We start from the raw sequence: 17,539 nt of genomic DNA on the forward strand, positions 1-17,539 counted from the left end.
TTCCGAGTGGCAATTAAGCGACGGTAACAAGCTGCCAGAGTGCCGCTGTTGACCTGACCAAATGCCTTATGAGTAGGTCTTAACATGCGTATCGCACCGCCGATGGGATGCCGCCGGCCGTAGTGGCCGGTCCGGTTCCCGGACACGGATCACCGCGGAGGAGGTGATGAACATGCGCAGTGCCGGACACCGGTCGTTGGTCGTCTGCACCTGACGGTCGCCCAGCCTCGCCGGGTGACCGTCGCACCTCGTCGCCGCGCCCGGCGAGGCCCGGGTCTCGACCGGGCGCGGCCACCCCCGACCTCGAAGGAGTCAGCGTGGCGATCGACGCTCCACTCACCTACGGACAGCTGTCGACCTGGCGGTCGATGGAGACGTTCGCCACCGACCGGTTGATGGAGGTCAACGTCCCGGCGGCCTGGGACGTCCGGGGCCTCACCGCCGACACCGTGCTGGGCGCGCTGGGCGCGTTGGCGCGACGGCACGAGTCGCTACGGACCACCTATCACGTCGTCGACGACCAGCCGGTGCAGCGGATCCACGACCAGCTGCCGCTGCGGATCGAGCAGGTCGACCACGCCGTACGCGACCCGGCGGACCCGGCCGCCACCCTGCGCGCGCTGCACCAGGTGCCGTTCCCGGTGCTCGACGATCCCGGCTGGCACGGCCGGCTCGTCAGCGTGGCGGGGCAGCCGCAGTTCCTGGCCCTGTCGCTGTCGCACATGGTCGTCGACCTGTGGGCGATCCAGGAGCTGGAGCAGCAGTTCCGGGCCGTCGTGGCCGACCCCGGTGCCGGCTCGGCACCGGCGCCGCGCAGCCGTGAGCTGGCCCTGGCGCAGCGCAGCGATTCCTGGCAGTCCCGTCGCCGACGTGCCGAGACCTACTGGCGGCGGCTGCTGACCGACGGCCCCGTACGCAACCTGCCCGCACCGCCGACAGGCCGCGCGGCCGAGCGACGGATCCAGGCCACCCTCCGCTCACACCACCTCGCTGTGCTGGTGGCCCAGGCGGCGAAGGCGCACAGTGTCTCGCAGCAGAGCGTGGTGATGGCGGCGACCGCCGTCGCGCTCGCCCAGTTCGTCGACCGGGACCGGATCATGATGAGTCTGATGTCGGCGAACCGGTTCGATCCCGAGTGGCAGCCGCTGATCGGCACCCTCAACCAACTGGTCCCGCTGGTCTGCCGGGTCGATCCGGACAGCACGCTGGCGCAGTACCTGAAGCGGACCCACTTCAACGCGATGCTGGCCTACCGCAGCGGCAGCTACGACGTGGACCGGGCCGAGAAACTGGCCAAGGAGATCGGCAGCCCGGACGGCACCCGGTTCACGCACGACTGCTGGTTCAACTACATCTCCGAGCCGCCGCGCGAGGTGCCGGACGACGCCCGCTCCGCCGGTACCGCCGAGTTGAGCTGGGACGTTCCGCCGCGAAATGCCGGGCATCCGTTCTACGCCCGGGTGCACGGCGATGGGCAGCAGTGGATCGGCGTCACCCTGCGGGTCGATCCCGACGTGCTCGGCGCGGACGCGGTCGTGCGGGCCCTGCGGGTGATCGCCGAGACCGTGCGGCGCTCGGTCACCGATCCACAGGCCCGCCTCGGCAGCCTCGATGACGCCGGCACCGTCGTACCGGAGCCGGCGCTCTTTCCCGGCCAGGGCCCGGCACCGGCCGGTCGCTGAGCACCGGCGACCACTCCGCCGGCGCCACGTCGAGCACGGCCGGACCGGTACCGCGACCCGCGGCGCCGGTCCGGCCGCCGGCACCGTCAGCCGCAGCCCCGATAGCTCAGGTACGAGTTCGAGGTGACCATCAGCGGCAGGTGCAGGTCGGCGTCCGGGTCCGCGACGCGGAACTCCACCACCGCTCTCGGGTGCAGCGGTACGGCGCCAAGGATCGAGTAGTAGCCGTCCAGGTCGACCGCCAGCTGGTAGATGCCGGCGTCGATGGTCGGCTCGGTCCAGATGGCGAGCCGACCATCGGTTCCGGTGCGGCCGCTGGCCAGCTCCCGCCACCGCAGCCCGACCTGCCGGGTGAGCACGACGCCCACGTCTGCGGCGGCCATGCCGAACGAGCAGTCGACGACCTCGACGGAGAGCACCATGAGCTAGACCACCTCTCGTTGCCGGCAGCCGGTCCGGCTGCCGGTCGGCCGCCGGTGGCGTCCGCAGGGACGATGGTCGGTTACGCCGATATCGTTCGCTCATCGATTTGTTATCGATACCCGGGTGGACGACAAAAACTGGCCGTTCGTTGTCCCTCATGGAATGTTGGGTTGGTCGTCGGGACGGCGCCAAACCTCAGCCAGTGGCGTCACCTGGTGGGCTATGGCACCAACGCCGTCGGCGATACCGGACCGAAAACCAGCCTTTAGCGAGACCATAGCCAGCTTTTCTAGCGTCTGAGCCAATCCAGTTCGAGCCGTCGTAGGCAACGCCGGCTATCGCACAGAGAGTTGGTACCCATGGCGTTCAACGTTTCCCGAAGGTTCCTTGCCGGCGTCGTGCTCCTCGGCGCCGTGGCGGCCGGACCGGTGGCATACGTCGGCTTGTCCTGGGCCGCTCCGATCACCTCGGCCGATCCCGGCCACGGTCACGTGCCCGCCCCGTCGGCACCTCCCACGGCACCCCTGGAGCCAGCGCCCACGGCATCTCCCACCCCGCCCGCGGATCTGCAGCGCAACACGATCTGGGGCTGAGACCGGATGGCCGGGACGGTCAGGTACGACCATCCCGGCGCGGCGGCGGCTCTCAGGCCCGTGGGGCCGGCCCGGACCCGGTCGCCTCCTCGCCGCCGGCGGGCCGGCCGGCGTGAACAACGTCTGATCCAACCGGTGTGACGGGCCGATCGGCATCCGCGACGCCCAGTGCGGACAAATCCCGTCGCAGCTGCGCCTGCAGCGTGACCGCACCGCGCAGGCTGAGCCCGGACAGCACCGCCCTGGAGGACTCCCAACCGGCCCGGGCGGCGGCCCGCTCACCGGCGGCCACGTGGATCCGCCCGCGCAACGCCATCGCGCTGGCACCGAGCAGCGCGGCGCCTATCTCACCGAAGATCCGCACCGCGCGATCGGCGTGCTCGGCGGCCGAACCCAGCTCCCCGGCATCCAAGGCGACGTCGGCGAGCGCGTGTGCCACCCGACTCTCGGCCATCCGGTCACCGGCGGCCACCGCGAGCGCCTGGGCCCGGGCCAGCCGCCTGGCGGCGGACGCCAGGTCGCCACGTCGATGGTCGACCGCCGCCAGCCCGAGGATGGCGTAACACTCACCGATCTGGTCGCCGGCGGCCCGCACCGAGTCGAGCACCCCGCGGTAGGCCACCCCGGCTCCCTCAAGGTCCCCCCGGCGCAGCAGCAGCTCACCCAGCCGGTGCCGGACCTGCGCACCGACCCGGCGGTTGCCGACCTCTTCGCAGATCTGCCCGGCCCGGACCAGCAATTCGTAGGCCGCGTCCTGTTCGCCGTAGTCGAGGTGGATCTGAGCCAGGTTGTGCAGCACGTGCGCCTCGGCGATCCGGTCGCCGAGCAGCTGGAAGGCCTCCAGTGCCCGGCCCCAGCGGTCGCGGGCCGAGGCCAGGTCGCCGTTGACCCGGTCGAGGTAGGCCGAGTTCCGCAGCACCTGTGCCATGCCGAGCCGGTCGCCCAACTCCTCAAAGAGGGCGTAGGAACGCGTGAACTGCCGGGCCGCCGGTGCGCTCTGCTGGGCGAACATGTGCAGCGAGCCGAGCGAGTAGCGCATCGCCGCCTCACCCCGCACGTCGCCGGCGCGGCAGGCGGCGTTCAGCGCGACCTCGTGGGTCTGCCGCCAGTCGTTGAGGTACGAGCGGGACTCGAACAGCGTGACCGCGGTCAACGCCAGGTCCCAGGCGTGCTCCACCATCCCACTGGCGGCGGCCTGGGCGACGGCGGCGACGATGGTGGCGCGCTCCTGCTCGAACCAGGCCAGCGGATCCGCCAGCAACCGGTCCACCAACGGCGCCGGCAGCGGCCAACGGCTGGCTCCGCTGTTCGGGGCGAGGACGTCGTCGGAGTACTCCCGGCGGTGCGCCTCACCGGCCAGCGCCAGCAGCGCGCCGAACCAGCGTTCGAGAGCTGCCCGCCGCTGTTCGGGGCCCTCCTCGACGAACCTCTCGCGGGCGAACGGGCGGGTGATGTCGTGGAAGCGATATCGCAGCTGACCGGCCACCGGCCCTGGCTCGGTGTCGATCAGGTACGCCTCGGTCAGCTCCTCCAGCGCGTCCTGCGCCCGCAGATGGTCGGTCTCCAGCAGCGGCGCGCCCACCCAGGACGCGAAGCTGGGCGAATCCAGCAGGGCGAGTCGGCGCAGCAGGACCTTGGCGTCCGCGGACAGCCCCTCGTAGGTCACCGAGATGCTGGCCCGGACCCCCATCTCGCCGTGGTTGAGCTCGTCCAGGCGGCGGGACTCGTCCACCAACCGCTCGAGCAGGTCGGTCACGCTCCAGTGCGGCCGGGCCGCGAGTCGGGCGCCGACGATGCGCAGCGCCAGCGGCAGGTCGCCGCTGAGCCGGCACAACTCGTCGGCGGCCGACGGCTCGGCGGCGATCCGTGTCGGACCGACGATCCGGGTGAGCAGCTGCACGGCGTTGCCCCGGCTGAGCGCGCCGAGTTCGACCCGGTTGACCGACGGCAATCCGGTGAGCCGGCGACGGCTGGTCACGATCACAGAGCACTTCGCGGTGCCCGGCAACAGCACCGCGATCTGCTGTTCGGTCATCGCGTCGTCCAGCACGACCAGGATCCGACGCCCGCCGAGCAGGTCGCGGAAGCGCTCGGCCCGTTCCTCGATCCCGTCCGGCATCGCCGCACCGCTCACGCCGAGGGCCCGCAGGAAGCGTTCCAGGATGTCCGCAGGATTGGCCGGACGGTCACCGACCCGCAGCCGGGCGAAGAGCTGCCCGTCGGGGAACTCCGGGGCGAGCTGGTGCGCGACGTGGACGGCCAGCGTGGTCTTGCCCGCCCCGCCCGGTCCGACGATCACCCCGACCCGCACCACCGGCCCATCGGCCTCAACCTGCCCCTGCTCCCCCAGCTGGGCGCGGATCGCGCCGACGATCGGGGCCCGGCCGGTGAAGTCCGGAATCGCCGCCGGCAGCAGGCTCGGCACCAACGACCGCACCTGCGCTGCCGGGGCGATGGTCGCCGCGACAGCGGAACCGTGCGGCGGGAGCGGAATCGGACACTCGCCCTCGAGAATGGCCTGGTGCAGTCGACGCAGCTCCTCGCCGGGGTTGATGCCGAGCTCGTCCATCAGCACCTCGCTGGCGCGGCGGTAGCCCTCCAGCGCCTCGGCCTGCCGGCCCGAGCGGTACAGCGCCATCATCAGCTGGGCACGGAAGTGCTCCTGGAGCGGGTGCCGGTCCACCAGTTCGATCAGCTCGCCGACCAGCTCGTAGTGCTTACCAGCCTGGAGTTCCAGGTCGATGCACTCGCCGTGCATCGCCAACCGGCGCTCGTTGAGCCGGCTGACGTAGGAGGTGACCACCCGGCTGTCCATCCCGGACAACGCGGGACCACGCCAGAGGGCCAACGCGCCGCGCAGCAACGCGGCAGCGGCGAGCGGGCCACCGGTGTCACGAGCCTCGGCCACCCGGGCGTCGAAGACCCGCAGGTCGAGTTCGTCCGGACCGACGTTGAGCAGATAGCCGGGGCTACGGGTGTCGATCAGGTCCCGCCCGCTGACCGCCTGAAGCCGCCGACGTAGGTTGGAGATGCAGATCTGCACCTGACCGCGTGCCGTCGACGGCGGGTCGTCCCAGACCGCGTCGATCAGCCGCTCCACCGGGATCACCTGGTTGGCCTCGAGTAGCAGCATCGCCAGGATCACCCGGTCGCGCGGGCCACCGAGCTGCACGGTTTCGGTGCCATGAACCACCTCCAGCGGTCCCAGGATGCCGTACTTCACCGAACGTCCCTCCGTGCCCTGCGCGATCGCAGCCGAGCCCGCGTTTGGTCGTCGGCCAGCGGCCACTCGACGACCGGGCCGCCGCGCGGTCCCACCCGGAGAGGAAGCCGCAGCCAATGGACCGACCCGCCGCGCGGGAACACCGAGCGCTCCCACCCTTTCCGGAAATAGCCCTAACCGTCCGCGCAATACTCGCCAGCTGCATGAATACCATGGGTTGAAACAAGGATCATTTGCCAGCCACGCCACCGTGACTCGCACAGTCTCGGTCCACCGCGTCTCTTGAAAACATCATCCAAACGGACAGCTTCCCCTCATCTGCATCGAGCGCCGGCAAAACGATAACTATCAGTCACGCCCGACGCCCTGGCAAAGCATCCAATACCGCTACCGCCAATTTGACCGCAAAATCTGCATAGTTACCAAAGTGGACGAAAACCTGGCAGGTCACCCTCTTCGGCGCCGAACCCGGGGCGACACTCCCGCCTCCGGCCCACAGTTGGCCCGGCGAGCTGGCAGGAAAACCTGGGATACGTCCGAATCCCAATCGGAATAGTGAGGAGGGACAACACGCGAGGCAGCGGGCACGAATGGAGCACGACTCTTCCCGGCACCACCCACGGACCGACACCGGCCACTGCCCGATTAATGCAAGCGAATACGCCTTCCCGACACGAGGCCCGACGGTCACCAGGAATGAGTCCGCAGGGCGCGCCGCAAAAAACGGCCGAACCGGGTTGACTCCGGAGCCATGACAATCGCAGCACGGCGCACCCGCTCCGAACTGGGCGAAGCCCCATTGGATAATTGCCGATGACAGGCGGAACAGGCAGCACGAACCGTCGTCCGGAGCGGAACGGCAGCCGACTGCCGCATCGTCAGGTTCGTACGCCAGTACGCGGCGACCAGCAACACCCGATCCGGCAGGTCGAGGGCCCACTGTCAGCCCGGCCGGCCGTCGGCGATGCCGTCACCGCCACGCTCGGCGACCAGCCGGACCAGCGTGCGGAACCGGGCGGCTACAGCCCAGTGAACGGAAAGATCCACGCCGAGCGGGCTACCGAGATCACCTGCCCCCATCGTCCTCAACAGACAGACATCAGGGATACGAGACATCCCTTGATCTTCTTCCCCAGACAAGAGGAATGATCGATCAAGGGCTGTCCTCATGATCAGCCGGGGTCGACGCCACCGCCCAGCAGGTTAAAGATCAAGTTAGGCCACTCGGAAACTACCGACAGCCGCGATCCGGTCCACCCGGCCACCCCATACCTGGCCGCCATCGAACGGCGTCCCCGAACACCCCGCCGATCTCCGCCTTGAACTCCGGCCGTGAACGCCCTGCGAGGCCGGCGCGGGTTCTTCCCATGCCTTCCATGATGAACATCCTCCCGAGGGGCTCAGAGCCCCTGATCTGGGATGTCCGTCAAACCGGGTCAGGCCCACAAGCCCTCTGCCCGCCCCCGACGACCACCACATCATTCACCGTGATCCAGCCCTCGTTTCGCCGGCCTACCGGTGGCGTTGCTGCAACGATGCAAGACGTGGGAACTGCGAAAACTACGACGCCTGCCATCTCGCCCCTTGCCGGCGAGCCGATCAAGCGCGCCGATGCCGAGCGGCTCGCGGGAGTGCTGAAGGCATTCGCCGACCCGGCCCGGCTGCGACTGCTCAGCCTGATCCAGTCCGCTCCGGAGGGCGAGGCGTCCGTCAGTGACCTCACCGCGCCGCTCGGCCTCTCCCAACCCACGGTGAGTCACCACCTTCGGATCCTCACCGAGGCCGGCCTACTCGAGCGTGAAAAGCGCGGCGTCTGGGCGTACTACCGCCTGGTGCCGTCCGCGATCGCCGCGATCGCCGACCTGTTGACGCCACCCCGCAAGCGGGCGACGAAGAAGACCCGCTGACTGGCACCGTCGAAAACCGGCGCCATGCCGCCTGACCCGGCACCGACCCCAAGCACATTGATCGGCACGCCACGAGACCGCAGCAGGTGACGGCCGAGGACGGCGAGTGGAGGCATTGCTGCGCATGATGGCCCGCAAGGGTATATGCCCGAAATGACAGACCAGAACTTCATGAACTTCTTCGTCGAGCAGGCCGCATCTGATGCGGCTGTTGTACTCGCCTGCTCCCGGGCCTGCGGCCTACCGCTGGAATCGGAGGCTTGTCTCCAGGAGGGATCGGTCGGATTGGTGCAGGTCATCCCTTACCCGGAAGGCTTCGAGATGGGGCTGTGCATCATCTGGCCGCCATCGACGCCCGTGTCCCTTTCCCAGGCAGCAGTGGCGCAAGACATCGCCCGCGAACTGCGCCAGCGTGTGCTTCTCGACGTGGAGGATCCGGCCGCCGTATCGGGAGAGCGGTGGATGCTCGCGACACCGGACGGTGCGCCAGGCGGTCACCGTACGCCTGCGGATGGACAACCAGAGCACGTCGTCTCGGCAGACGCCCGGCCCCACCCCGTCAGCCACCGCCCCGGTGTGCCGCCGGGTGTGGGCGTGCATCCACAGTTGCTGGCGTCACCGGCGATGTCCGCCGGATCAGTGTGCGGGTAGCCGATCAGGCGTTGTCGTGAGTGAGCGACGATGACAGGTCTTTGGTGCGCGCCAGCTTGATCGAGCAGGATCTTCCTCTTCTGCTCCGGGACAGCGGCCGTGGCAGCGTCGGCCACCCAGCACACCGGCGGCTCAGCGGAGCCGACGAGCTGGACCAGCGCCGCCGCGAGCTCGGCCGGGGGAGGTCGCGGAGGGTGTAGCCACATGGTGGGCGGCCGCCGAGGCAACGGTCTTCGAGGAGAGCCTGGGCGGACTCAACACCACGCTGCGCAACTTCCTTTCATGGTCGATTTGGATGGCCCTGAGGAACTCTCCGACAACCTCCACTGGGACCTCTTCCCTGAGGCGGTCGCGGTGCACGGCGAGCTGCATTGCGACGAGTCGTTCATCTTCGTGCCGCTGCTGTCGACGGGTGGACAGGCGAAGGTCCAGAACCTGCATAAGCGCAAGACCATCGCGGCGATCCAGGTCGCCGTGGACCTCCAGGGCGTCATCGGGCACTGACACCTGCACCCGAGGACACCACCGCCTGTATTCGGCTGCGCCCGTGGGCGACCTCCCCACCATGCACGAGAGCCTGCTACCGCCAGTAGGACCATGGACATCGAGCAGGCACTGGGCGAACGCTGTCCCACCACTGGGTCCTGTCTCGCGGATCATGTTCGGCTGCAAGCGCCCGCACGGCCCGCTCAGCGTCCGCATCCGGTTTCCCCGGGCGGCCGGGTTGCCGTGGCTGTGGCACCCCATCATGCAGTCGACAAGATCAATGGCATCATGGGCCGATGAACGATGGTCTCGATGCCGTGATCGTCAAGGTTCTCGACGGGGAGCCCGGGGCCGACGAAGCCCTGATCGCTGCCGGGCCCACCGGAGCGAAACGCGTCTTCGACCTCTACTACGGCACGGCCAGGGCGAACCTGGTCACGAAATCCACCGGCCGGGAGCTGGGCGACAGCTGGTCGGCCGCCCTGCACATCGCCGCCTCGGTCGCGCCCGAGGAGTTCCTCGCCCAGCTGCCGAACCGCGTCGGCACCACGGACATCGTGATCCTCGGCGACATCAACGACCCCCGCGCTACGCACATCCTCTGCGAGCAGGCTCGGCACAAGGACTTCCTGCACCGCGTCAACGCCGTCAGGGCACTGGCCAAGCACACCGGCCCGGCGAGCCGGGAGGCGGTCGAGCAGGCCCTCGCCGATGAGAACCTCGTGGTACGCAGTGCGGCGATCCGCTGCGTCGCCGACACGGATCCCAGCCGAGGCACGACCTTGTACGAGGCATTCCTGGCAGAGCCGCGCCTCACCCCACTCCTGCGGCAGGAGGCGCGGTGGTCGTTGTCCTACCTGCGTGAAGGCAGTCCTATACCGCTCCACCCGTGGTGAGGCCGGCCAGGTTGAGCCCGGCGGAGACGGCGAGGTCCTCGTCGACCTTCGCGACGAACGCGTCGACCAGAGCACGACTTCGTCACCGCGCAGACGATCAGCGCCATCCCGGTCCCGCGCCAAAGTAGTGCGACGGCCTGTCGGCCGTTCCCGTCGGTGTTCGCGGGTGGAACCATTCTCCCAAGTTGGACCTTGGCAGGGTCAGGTTGCCCTGTTGGTCGCGCTAGCCCAACACCTCGAAGGAGCCACCCATGGGATCCGACATCCACGCCTACGTCGAAACCCGCACCAACGGCACCTGGGCCTACGCCGGAGACAACACCTTCCCCGACAACGAGTTCCCCAAGGAAAAGCAGTGCCCGTTTGACGGCGCCCGCGACTACGGCCTGTTCGGATTCCTCGCCGACGTCCGGAACTACTCCGAGTCGCCGGTCATCGCCGAGCCGCGCGGCCTGCCCGCCGACGTGTCCGCCGAGGTTCGCGCCAAAAGCGACGACTGGAACGTTGACGGGCACAGCCACACGTGGCTGACCCTTGCTGAACTGCTGGCGTTCGACTATGACCAGACGTTCGCCGATCAGCGTGGTGAGGGTGAGCCGCAGGTGAAGACGGTTCGCGGGTTCCTCCACGACTGGTACTTCGGTCGGCTCGACCTGCTGGCGAAGCTGGGTGCCCCGGAGGACGTGCGCATCGTGTTCTGGTTCGACAACTAGCCGGTGGAAGCCCTCATGGCCCAACTCGACCCCGCGCCGGAGGCATCCCGATGACCAACACCCTCGCCCCCGCCGAACGGGCCGCCGGTCTTTCTGACGTACCCCCGCATTGCCGCCGCCTGCTTCTCTTGTGGGGCGCCGGCAGCAATAGGTGCCCCTGACCGGTGAGAGCGAAAACTCCACCAGGATCCCGACGCACGACAATGACGCCAGCTCTCTCGCGGATCTCCAGTCGGGCACCCGGCTCCCAAGCCAGGGCACGCACGATGCCTCGATCACGGATCCGGTCACTGGCATCGACCGACGCGAGACGGTACACCTTGGCCTCGGACCGCTGCTGCGCAAGCGCTGGCATCGGCACGGAGCCCGACGCAGCGGTGCATGGGCGTCACGCGGGTTGCTTCGACCACGGGCCGGCAGAAGGACTGGAGGGATGACAGAAGCCAGAGAAGACTCAGCCACAGCGACCACCACCGCCAACCGACACAGGGCCGGCGAAGTTGGTCGCGAAGATCAGATTCACGTGGTCAAGGAGCCCTGACCACCAGTACGTAGAAGACGGCATGGATGCCGCAAGTTTGTGTCCGAGGGGGGACTTGAACCCCCACGCCCTATACGGGCACTAGCACCTCAAGCTAGCGCGTCTGCCATTCCGCCACCCGGACCTGCTCGTCCAGCCTACCGTGTCGACCGAGGCGATCTTCCACCCGTCGGCCGCCCTGGTGGGCCGCACGGGGAGTTACTGTACACGGCCCGGGTGGATCATGCACATCAGCTTCCGGCCGATGGGTCGCCGCAGGTCGGACGGGTGACCGGACCCGTATGAGCCGCAGCCAACCGGTGGACCTGGGTAGCGTCCGACAGGCCTCACGCGGCAGCATGGCCACGTGTCCCATCCCTCTCCCCTGGCCGCCGTGCAGCACCGGGCCCTCGCCCTGCGCGCCGCGGGCGATCTCTACTCCGCCCGTCGACTGCTCAACGACGCCGTCGGCTCCGCCCGGCCGCCGTACGGCAAGGACCACCCGGATGTGCTGAGCACCGCGCACCTGCTGGCCCGCCTGCACCGGGAGGCGGACGACCCGGGTGCCGCCCGGCGCGTGCTGGAGGAGGCGTTCGCCGCCGGCGAGCGCCTCTGGCCGCCGTCCGACCCGCTGATGCTGGCGCTCTCCTTCGAGCTGGCCGCGGTGGCGGACGAGCTGGGCAACCGGCACGAGGCGCGCCGTAACTACACCCGCGTCGCCGCCCTCGGGCCCGCCGTGCTCGGCGCCGACCATCCTGCGGTACGCACGGCACGGCAGTATCTCGGCGACGCCGCTCCCGCCCCTCAGCCCGCCCCGCCGGCCGCGCGGCCCGCCATGTCCGCGCTCTCCGAGCCGACGATGTCGCTGGCGGTGCTCTCCACCACCTGGCGGCCGCACGAGCCCGCCGCGGCCGGCCCCCCGCAGCCGCCCGTCGCGCAGCCGACACCGCACGTCGTGAGCGGCCCCCCGGCCGCCCCGTACACCCCGCCGATCCCGCCGCCGCCACCCGTTCCGGGCGTACGCGGCGTGGGACGGGCCACCCCCGTCGCCCCGGCGCCGCACCCTGCGGCGTCCCCGCAGCCGCCCCACTCGGCCGGCCACGCGGCGCAGATGCCGCCCGTGCCGCCGCAGCCGTATCCGGCCCCGCCGCAGGCCCAGGTTCCGCCTCCGCCGGTGGTGCCCGCCCCGCCCCGGCAGGCGTGGGCCCCGCCGCCGCCACCCCATGTGCCGGCGCCGCCGCAGACACCGCATGCCCCGGGGCGGGGCCAGGCCACCCCGTACGCCGCCCCGCCGCAGCGGATCCCGCCACCACCGACGATCCCGCCGCCGCCGGTCGTGCCCGCGCCACCGGGGCCGGCCCGTGCCGTCGTACCTCCGCCGCCGGCCGTGCCGCCCTCGGCGCAGCCGCCGTACGCCCCGGCGGTGCCCATCCCGCCGCCCCCGGTCGTACCGTCGGCGTCCACCGCCGCCCCGACGCACCCTCAGGTGCCGCCGCCCCCGGTCGTCCCGGCGCAGCGCCCCGCACCGGCGTCACCGCAGTCTCCCTGGGCGCCTGCCCCCGGACCGACCCCACCGCCGGCGATGCCAGGTCCCGCCACGCCTGCGCCGCAGCGCCCGCCGCGTCCCGCCCCGCCCGCGTCGGCCGGGGTGGCCTCCGTCGTTCCGGCCCCAAGGACGGCGCAGCCGCCGGCCCCGCCGGCGACGGCGGCCCCGGTGTCGTCTCCGCCTGCCGTGCCGCCACCCGCTCCGCCGCTCCCGCGTCACGCGGCCGCCGCTCCCGTCGTCACCGCGCCGCAGCCGCCCGCCCCACCCGTGCCGGCCACGCCGCAGCCACCCGCCCCATCCGTGCCGGCCACGCCGGTCGCGCCGGTCGCGCCGAAGCCACCCGTCCCTTCCCCGGTCGGCGCCGAGCCGGCCGCGCAGACTAGGGCTGCGGTGCCCCCGACGGGACCCGCCGGTGCGCCGCGACACCGGCCCGCCGACGAGGCGTCCCCGAGCGTCGGCCCGTCGGCCGGGACGGCGGCGCCCGGAGCCGAGTCCCCGTCGACCACCAAGCCGCCCGCAACGACAGCGGGGCCCGCCGCCGAACCGTCCTCCACTACCGGTGCTACCAGCGCCGCGACACCCGGACCGGGCGCGCCGGCTCCCGAGCCTGCCGCGCCGGACGTCCGGTCCTCGCCGCTGACCGGCTCCGTCGACGAGGCCCCGCGCGCATCCGCGCCCGAGGCGACCGCCCCGGCGTCGGAGGCGGCGGCGGCGCCGGAGCGCCCGGCGGGGCCGGCGCCCGGATGGGCCAAGCCGACCATCCAGGTCAAGCAGATCGAACCGCTGCTCGCCGAGGAGATCGCTCGCGCCGCCGGTGCTCCCGCCGGACCGGATGCTCCGGTCAGCCCCGCCCGATCATCCGAGACGCCACCGCTCGACACGCCACCGGCAGCGGCACACGCCGCGCCGATCAGCGCACCGCCAGTCAGCACACCACCGGTCAGCGCACCGCCGTCGTCCTCCGTCAGCGCACCACCGACGCCTCCGGTCAGCGCGCCGCCCGCGCACCCGACGAGCAGTCCGCCCGTCAGTGCACCGCCCACGCCCCCCGTCAGCGCACCGCCGGCGCACGCGACGAGCAGCCCACCCTTCAGCGCGCCGCCCGCGCATCCGACGAGCAGCCCACCGTTCAGCACACCGCCGCGGGGCGTCAGCACGCCGCCGGTTCCCCCCTTGCCGCCGATCCCGCCCCCACCGTCGGTGATGCCACCGCCGGTCAACGCGCCGCCCGCTCTTCCGCAGCAGTTCAGCGCGCCCCCCGGGATTCAGCCGCCGGTGAGCGCCCCACCCGGGGGCCAGCCGCCGGTGAGCGCGCCACCGTGGAGCATGTCCGCGCCGCCGTGGAGCAGCACGGCTCCCCCGCAGGCGCTCACGGGCGCGACCACCGACGCCGACAGCGACGCCGAGCAGCCGGACGTCGAGGAGGAGCTGGAGCGGGCCGAGTCGCAACGGCAGCGGGAGGAGGTGGAGCAGCCGGAGCCGGAGCGGGAGCGGGTCGACGACCTGCCGCCGGCGTACCTCGACATCGACGAGACGTTCCCGATGAAGGCGCAGCCCGTGCGGACCCGGTCGACGGCCGAGCACCCCGCGCAGCAGCAGGCGCCGGCCTTCCCGCCGCCGCCGGCGTACCCGATGATGCCGGAGCCCGAGGAGGGCGGCCGGAACCGCACGGCGGTCATCGTCGCGGTCGTCGTCGCGGTTTTGGCCGTGGTGGCGCTCGTCGGCGTGGGCGTGCTGGTGCTCAACCGGGACGCGGCGCCGCCGGCGGGACCCGGCTCCCCGTCTGCGGCCGCGCCGTCCGCGTCGGCGGCCGGTCCCCCGCCGGGCGGGCTGACGCTGAAGGACGACTCGGCGACGATCACCCTGAACTGGACGGACCCGGCGGGCGGCGGGGTGCCGTTCATGGTGGCCGGCGGCCGGACCGGCCAGGCGCTGGGCGTGATGGCCACGGTGGACCCGGGCCGGACCAGCTACACGGTCAACGGGCTGAACTCGCGGGTGGACTACTGCTTCACGGTGCTGGCGGTCTACTCGACGGACTCGTTCGCCACGTCCGGGCAGGTATGCACGGAACGGGAGGGCGACACGCCGTCGAGCTGACCGGACACCACGGCGCGGCGCACACGCTCGGTGTCCACAGGGGGACGGTGCGGGTTCCCATGCCCCCGACCCGGCCATATGATGGCACCCGGCTCAGGGGAGGGTCGCCGTCATGGCGTGCCACCTGCCAGGGACGACACGGGAGGCAGCCGGTAGTGGCCACCATCGACGACGCCGGGCACGCCGGCACCGGCCCCCCGCGTCCCCGGCCCCGCCGGATGCGGGGCGGGGTCGTCACCATCGCGACGGTGGCCGCGCTGCTGGCCGCCATGGGGCTCACCGTCCACGGCCTCGGTGCGGCGGACAACGCGGTGGCGAGCCACGACGCGAGTTCCTGGCTGTGGAGCGCCGCGCGCAGCGAGCTGGCCCGCGTCAACGGGATCACCGCGCGGGTCGACACCCGCGTCGGGGTCCCGGGCGCCCGCCGGCACCCGGTGCAGGTCACCCAGACCGACCGCCTGCTGGTCCTGCGGGACCTGAACACCGGGCAGGTCAGCTCGTTGGACCTGGCCACCCTCCAGATCACCGCGACCACCCGGACGACCCCGGGGCTCGGCGTCAACGTCGCCCTGCACGAGGACGCGGCGTTCGTCGTCGACGCCGTGCAGGGTGTCGTCCGGCAGCTCGACCCGCGGTCGCTGACCCCGATCGGCGAGCCGGTGCGCTACCCGCCGGGCATCACCGGCGGGTCCTTCGACGGCGAGGGGCGCCTGTGGATCGCGGTGCCCAGCGAGGGCACCGTCTCGGCGGTCACCGCCGCGCCGCTGCCCTCCGCGCCCGCGTCGGCGGCCCCCGCCGGGGCCGGCCTCAGCCCGAAGAAGGTCGAGACGTACGACGTCGCGGACGCCAGCCACGAGCTGGTCCTCTCCACCCTGGACGACGGCGTCGCGGTGCTCGACCGTACGGCGGGTGCTTTGGTGCGGGTGCAGGGCGGCAAGGTCCGGACCACGCCGCTGACGATGGCAGCGCCGGGCGCGCTGCCGGCGCGGACGAGCGGGCCGGACGTGCCCGTGACGGTGCCCGGCGAGCGGCGGGTGCACGTGGTCGACAGTGGTGGCGCGGTCCGGGCGTTCACGGTGCCGGGCGCGGGCGACCAGCTCAGCCCGGCCGTGGCGTGGGCCGGGCGGTACTACTGCGCCGACGAGGCGTCCGGCACGGTCTACGCGTTCGACTCCGGCGGCCAGCTCGTCGACACCATCCGGGGCCGGGGCACCGGGCCGCTGGAGCTGGAGGTGCGGGAGAACCACCTCTTCATCAACGCCCCCGACTCGGCGACCGCGCAGGTGGTGGACGACAAGCACCAGGTCCGCGAGGTCGACAAGTACGCCAACGACGTGCTCGGCGGCGACCCGCCGCCGGCTCCCCCGCCGCCGCCCCCGCCGAAGAAGCCCGAGGTGGGCAAGCCGGGCGCCCCGCGCGGCGTCACCGCCGCCGCCGGCAACGCGCAGGCCCGGGTGAGCTGGCGGCCGGCTCCGGCCAACGGGGCGGAGATCGTCCGGTACGTGGTGCAGGGCGCCGGCCAGCGCGTGCAGGTGGGCGCCAACCAGCGGGCCGTGGAGATCAAGGGCCTGACCAACGGTGAGACGTACCGGTTCTCGGTGCACGCGGTCAACGCGAAGGGCGACGGTCCCGCGCGCACCAGCAACCCGGTGACGCCGACGGCCGCGGTGCCGGACCCGCCGGCCGCCGTCACCGCCCAGGAGCGCCCGGACGGCACGGTGCTGGTGAAGTGGCCGGCCGCCAACGGGCAGGGCAACAGGATCGCGAAGTACGTGGTCACGGCCACGTCGGCGGGCACCAACGCCCCGGCCGGCGAGTCCCGCAGGACGGAACTGGTGGCGCCGGCGGGCGAGTTGGAGTACGGCACGCAGTACGCGTTCACGGTGGTGGCGGTCAACGACCGGGGCGCGGGCTCGGCGGCCTCGCCGGTGAGCAACACCGTCGTGCCGTACGCGCCGCCGGAGCGGCCGACCGACTTGCGACCGACCACTGTGGCCGACCGGCCGGGCTCCGTCGCGGTGCAGTGGTCCCCGGCGGTGGCCAACGGCCGGCCGGTGACGAAGTACGTCGTGGACGTGGGCGGGCGCAGCAGCGAGGTGACCGACACCCGGGCCACGGTGGACGGGTTGGGCAACGGCCAGAACGTCACCGTGAAGGTGCGGGCGGTCAACGAGGCCGGCCCCGGCCCGGAGGCCACCGCCACGGCCCGTACGGTGGCCGAGCCCCGTGTCACCGTGACCGGTTCCTCGGCGACCGCCACGTCGGCGACGGTGACGTTCACCGTGGACGCCGGCGGCGGCAAGGCGACCTGCTCGCTGAGCACGGGCGGTGAGCCGGCGAAGACCGGCAACTGCTCCAGCATCACGATGACGGGCCTGACCCCGGGCACGGCGTACACGTTCACCGTGACCGCGAGCAACGCCGCCGGCAAGGGCACCGGCACCCGCGCCCAGACGACCGACGCCCTCTACGGCATCGCGACCTGCAAGAACGGGCCGGACGGCGAACAGCGCACGTACTGCGACAGGGACGTTGACGGCCGCAACGGCAACGAGGTCTTCAAGGTCACCCGGCAGGACAACGACCAGCAGGCCGGCTGGGCGAAGCCCGGCACCCGGCTGAAGGCGTACTGCAAGAAGTCGGGCGAGAACGTCGATTCCTGGATCTACAACAACCAGAAGCAGAGCACCTGGTGGGTGCAGGTCGACTACAAGGGGAAGAACTACATCCCCTGGGCCTGGCTCAACCTGGAGGGCGGCGACGACATCAAGGACCTGCCCACCTGCTGACCCACCCAGG

General features: G+C 71.6%; 12 protein-coding genes, 1 tRNA gene and 2 pseudogenes. 9 read left to right on the forward strand and 6 right to left on the reverse strand.

What is annotated here, in order from left to right; genetic code table 11:
• Positions 1-317: 317 nt before the first annotated feature.
• Entirely contained in the window at positions 318-1,682 is a 1,365-nt protein-coding gene (locus ACLQ20_RS21470) for a condensation domain-containing protein (protein WP_425857428.1), read from the forward strand.
• 86 nt (positions 1,683-1,768) lie between these two features.
• On the opposite strand, the gene ACLQ20_RS21475 is transcribed toward ACLQ20_RS21470, so the two are convergent.
• The 3 genes and pseudogenes from ACLQ20_RS21475 to ACLQ20_RS21485 form a co-directional block, all read right to left on the reverse strand.
• Positions 1,769-2,104, reverse strand: a complete 336-nt coding sequence (locus ACLQ20_RS21475) for a hydroxyisourate hydrolase (protein ID WP_151452362.1) — start codon at positions 2,102-2,104, stop codon at positions 1,769-1,771.
• 646 nt (positions 2,105-2,750) lie between these two features.
• Positions 2,751-5,921 carry an AfsR/SARP family transcriptional regulator gene (locus ACLQ20_RS21480; RefSeq protein WP_425857431.1) on the reverse strand — a complete coding sequence of 1,057 codons (3,171 nt, stop codon included), beginning with the start codon at positions 5,919-5,921 and terminating at the stop codon, positions 2,751-2,753.
• A gap of 867 nt (positions 5,922-6,788) precedes the next feature.
• Positions 6,789-6,991: pseudogene (locus ACLQ20_RS21485) on the reverse strand (IS5/IS1182 family transposase); the annotation flags it as partial.
• A 465-nt stretch (positions 6,992-7,456) separates the two neighbouring features.
• Between ACLQ20_RS21485 and ACLQ20_RS21490 the strand changes: the two are divergent.
• The 5 genes from ACLQ20_RS21490 to ACLQ20_RS21510 all read left to right on the forward strand — a co-directional run bounded on the left by ACLQ20_RS21490 (position 7,457) and on the right by ACLQ20_RS21510 (position 10,574).
• Complete coding sequence (locus tag ACLQ20_RS21490) at positions 7,457-7,828, forward strand: ArsR/SmtB family transcription factor (RefSeq protein WP_151452385.1); 372 nt, start codon at positions 7,457-7,459, stop codon at positions 7,826-7,828.
• Between the two features lie 153 nt (positions 7,829-7,981).
• Positions 7,982-8,479, forward strand: a complete 498-nt coding sequence (locus tag ACLQ20_RS21495) for a hypothetical protein (protein ID WP_425857432.1) — start codon at positions 7,982-7,984, stop codon at positions 8,477-8,479.
• 282 nt (positions 8,480-8,761) lie between these two features.
• On the forward strand, positions 8,762-8,983 hold the full coding sequence (locus ACLQ20_RS21500; RefSeq protein ID WP_225851872.1) for a T6SS immunity protein Tdi1 domain-containing protein: 222 nt from the start codon (positions 8,762-8,764) through the stop codon (positions 8,981-8,983).
• 278 nt (positions 8,984-9,261) lie between these two features.
• Entirely contained in the window at positions 9,262-9,861 is a 600-nt protein-coding gene (locus tag ACLQ20_RS21505) for a HEAT repeat domain-containing protein (protein ID WP_151452366.1), read from the forward strand.
• A 251-nt stretch (positions 9,862-10,112) separates the two neighbouring features.
• Positions 10,113-10,574, forward strand: coding sequence for a hypothetical protein (locus tag ACLQ20_RS21510; protein WP_151452368.1), 462 nt, complete (start codon positions 10,113-10,115; stop codon positions 10,572-10,574).
• 581 nt (positions 10,575-11,155) lie between these two features.
• Here the strand turns inward: ACLQ20_RS21510 and ACLQ20_RS21515 are convergent.
• Positions 11,156-11,239 (reverse strand) — tRNA-Leu (locus tag ACLQ20_RS21515).
• A 249-nt stretch (positions 11,240-11,488) separates the two neighbouring features.
• On the opposite strand from ACLQ20_RS21515, the pseudogene ACLQ20_RS21520 reads away from it, so the two are divergent.
• Positions 11,489-11,635 (forward strand): annotated as a pseudogene (locus tag ACLQ20_RS21520) (hypothetical protein); the annotation flags it as partial.
• A gap of 263 nt (positions 11,636-11,898) precedes the next feature.
• Here the strand turns inward: ACLQ20_RS21520 and ACLQ20_RS21525 are convergent.
• Together ACLQ20_RS21525 and ACLQ20_RS21530 are read right to left on the reverse strand one after the other, a co-directional pair.
• On the reverse strand, positions 11,899-12,558 hold the full coding sequence (locus tag ACLQ20_RS21525) for a hypothetical protein (RefSeq protein ID WP_425857583.1): 660 nt from the start codon (positions 12,556-12,558) through the stop codon (positions 11,899-11,901).
• Positions 12,559-12,855: 297 nt separating this feature from the next.
• Positions 12,856-13,860, reverse strand: a complete 1,005-nt coding sequence (locus tag ACLQ20_RS21530) for a hypothetical protein (RefSeq protein ID WP_425857584.1) — start codon at positions 13,858-13,860, stop codon at positions 12,856-12,858.
• Between the two features lie 85 nt (positions 13,861-13,945).
• On the opposite strand from ACLQ20_RS21530, the gene ACLQ20_RS21535 reads away from it, so the two are divergent.
• The gene (locus ACLQ20_RS21535) at positions 13,946-14,740 is read left to right on the forward strand and encodes a fibronectin type III domain-containing protein (RefSeq protein WP_327031245.1); all 795 of its coding nucleotides are present in this window, start codon (positions 13,946-13,948) and stop codon (positions 14,738-14,740) included.
• A 155-nt stretch (positions 14,741-14,895) separates the two neighbouring features.
• Entirely contained in the window at positions 14,896-17,529 is a 2,634-nt protein-coding gene (locus ACLQ20_RS21540; protein ID WP_425857435.1) for a fibronectin type III domain-containing protein, read from the forward strand.
• Positions 17,530-17,539: the final 10 nt, after the last annotated feature.

Source organism: Micromonospora sp. DT46 (assembly GCF_049841735.1).
GTDB lineage: Bacteria > Actinomycetota > Actinomycetes > Mycobacteriales > Micromonosporaceae > Micromonospora > Micromonospora reichwaldensis.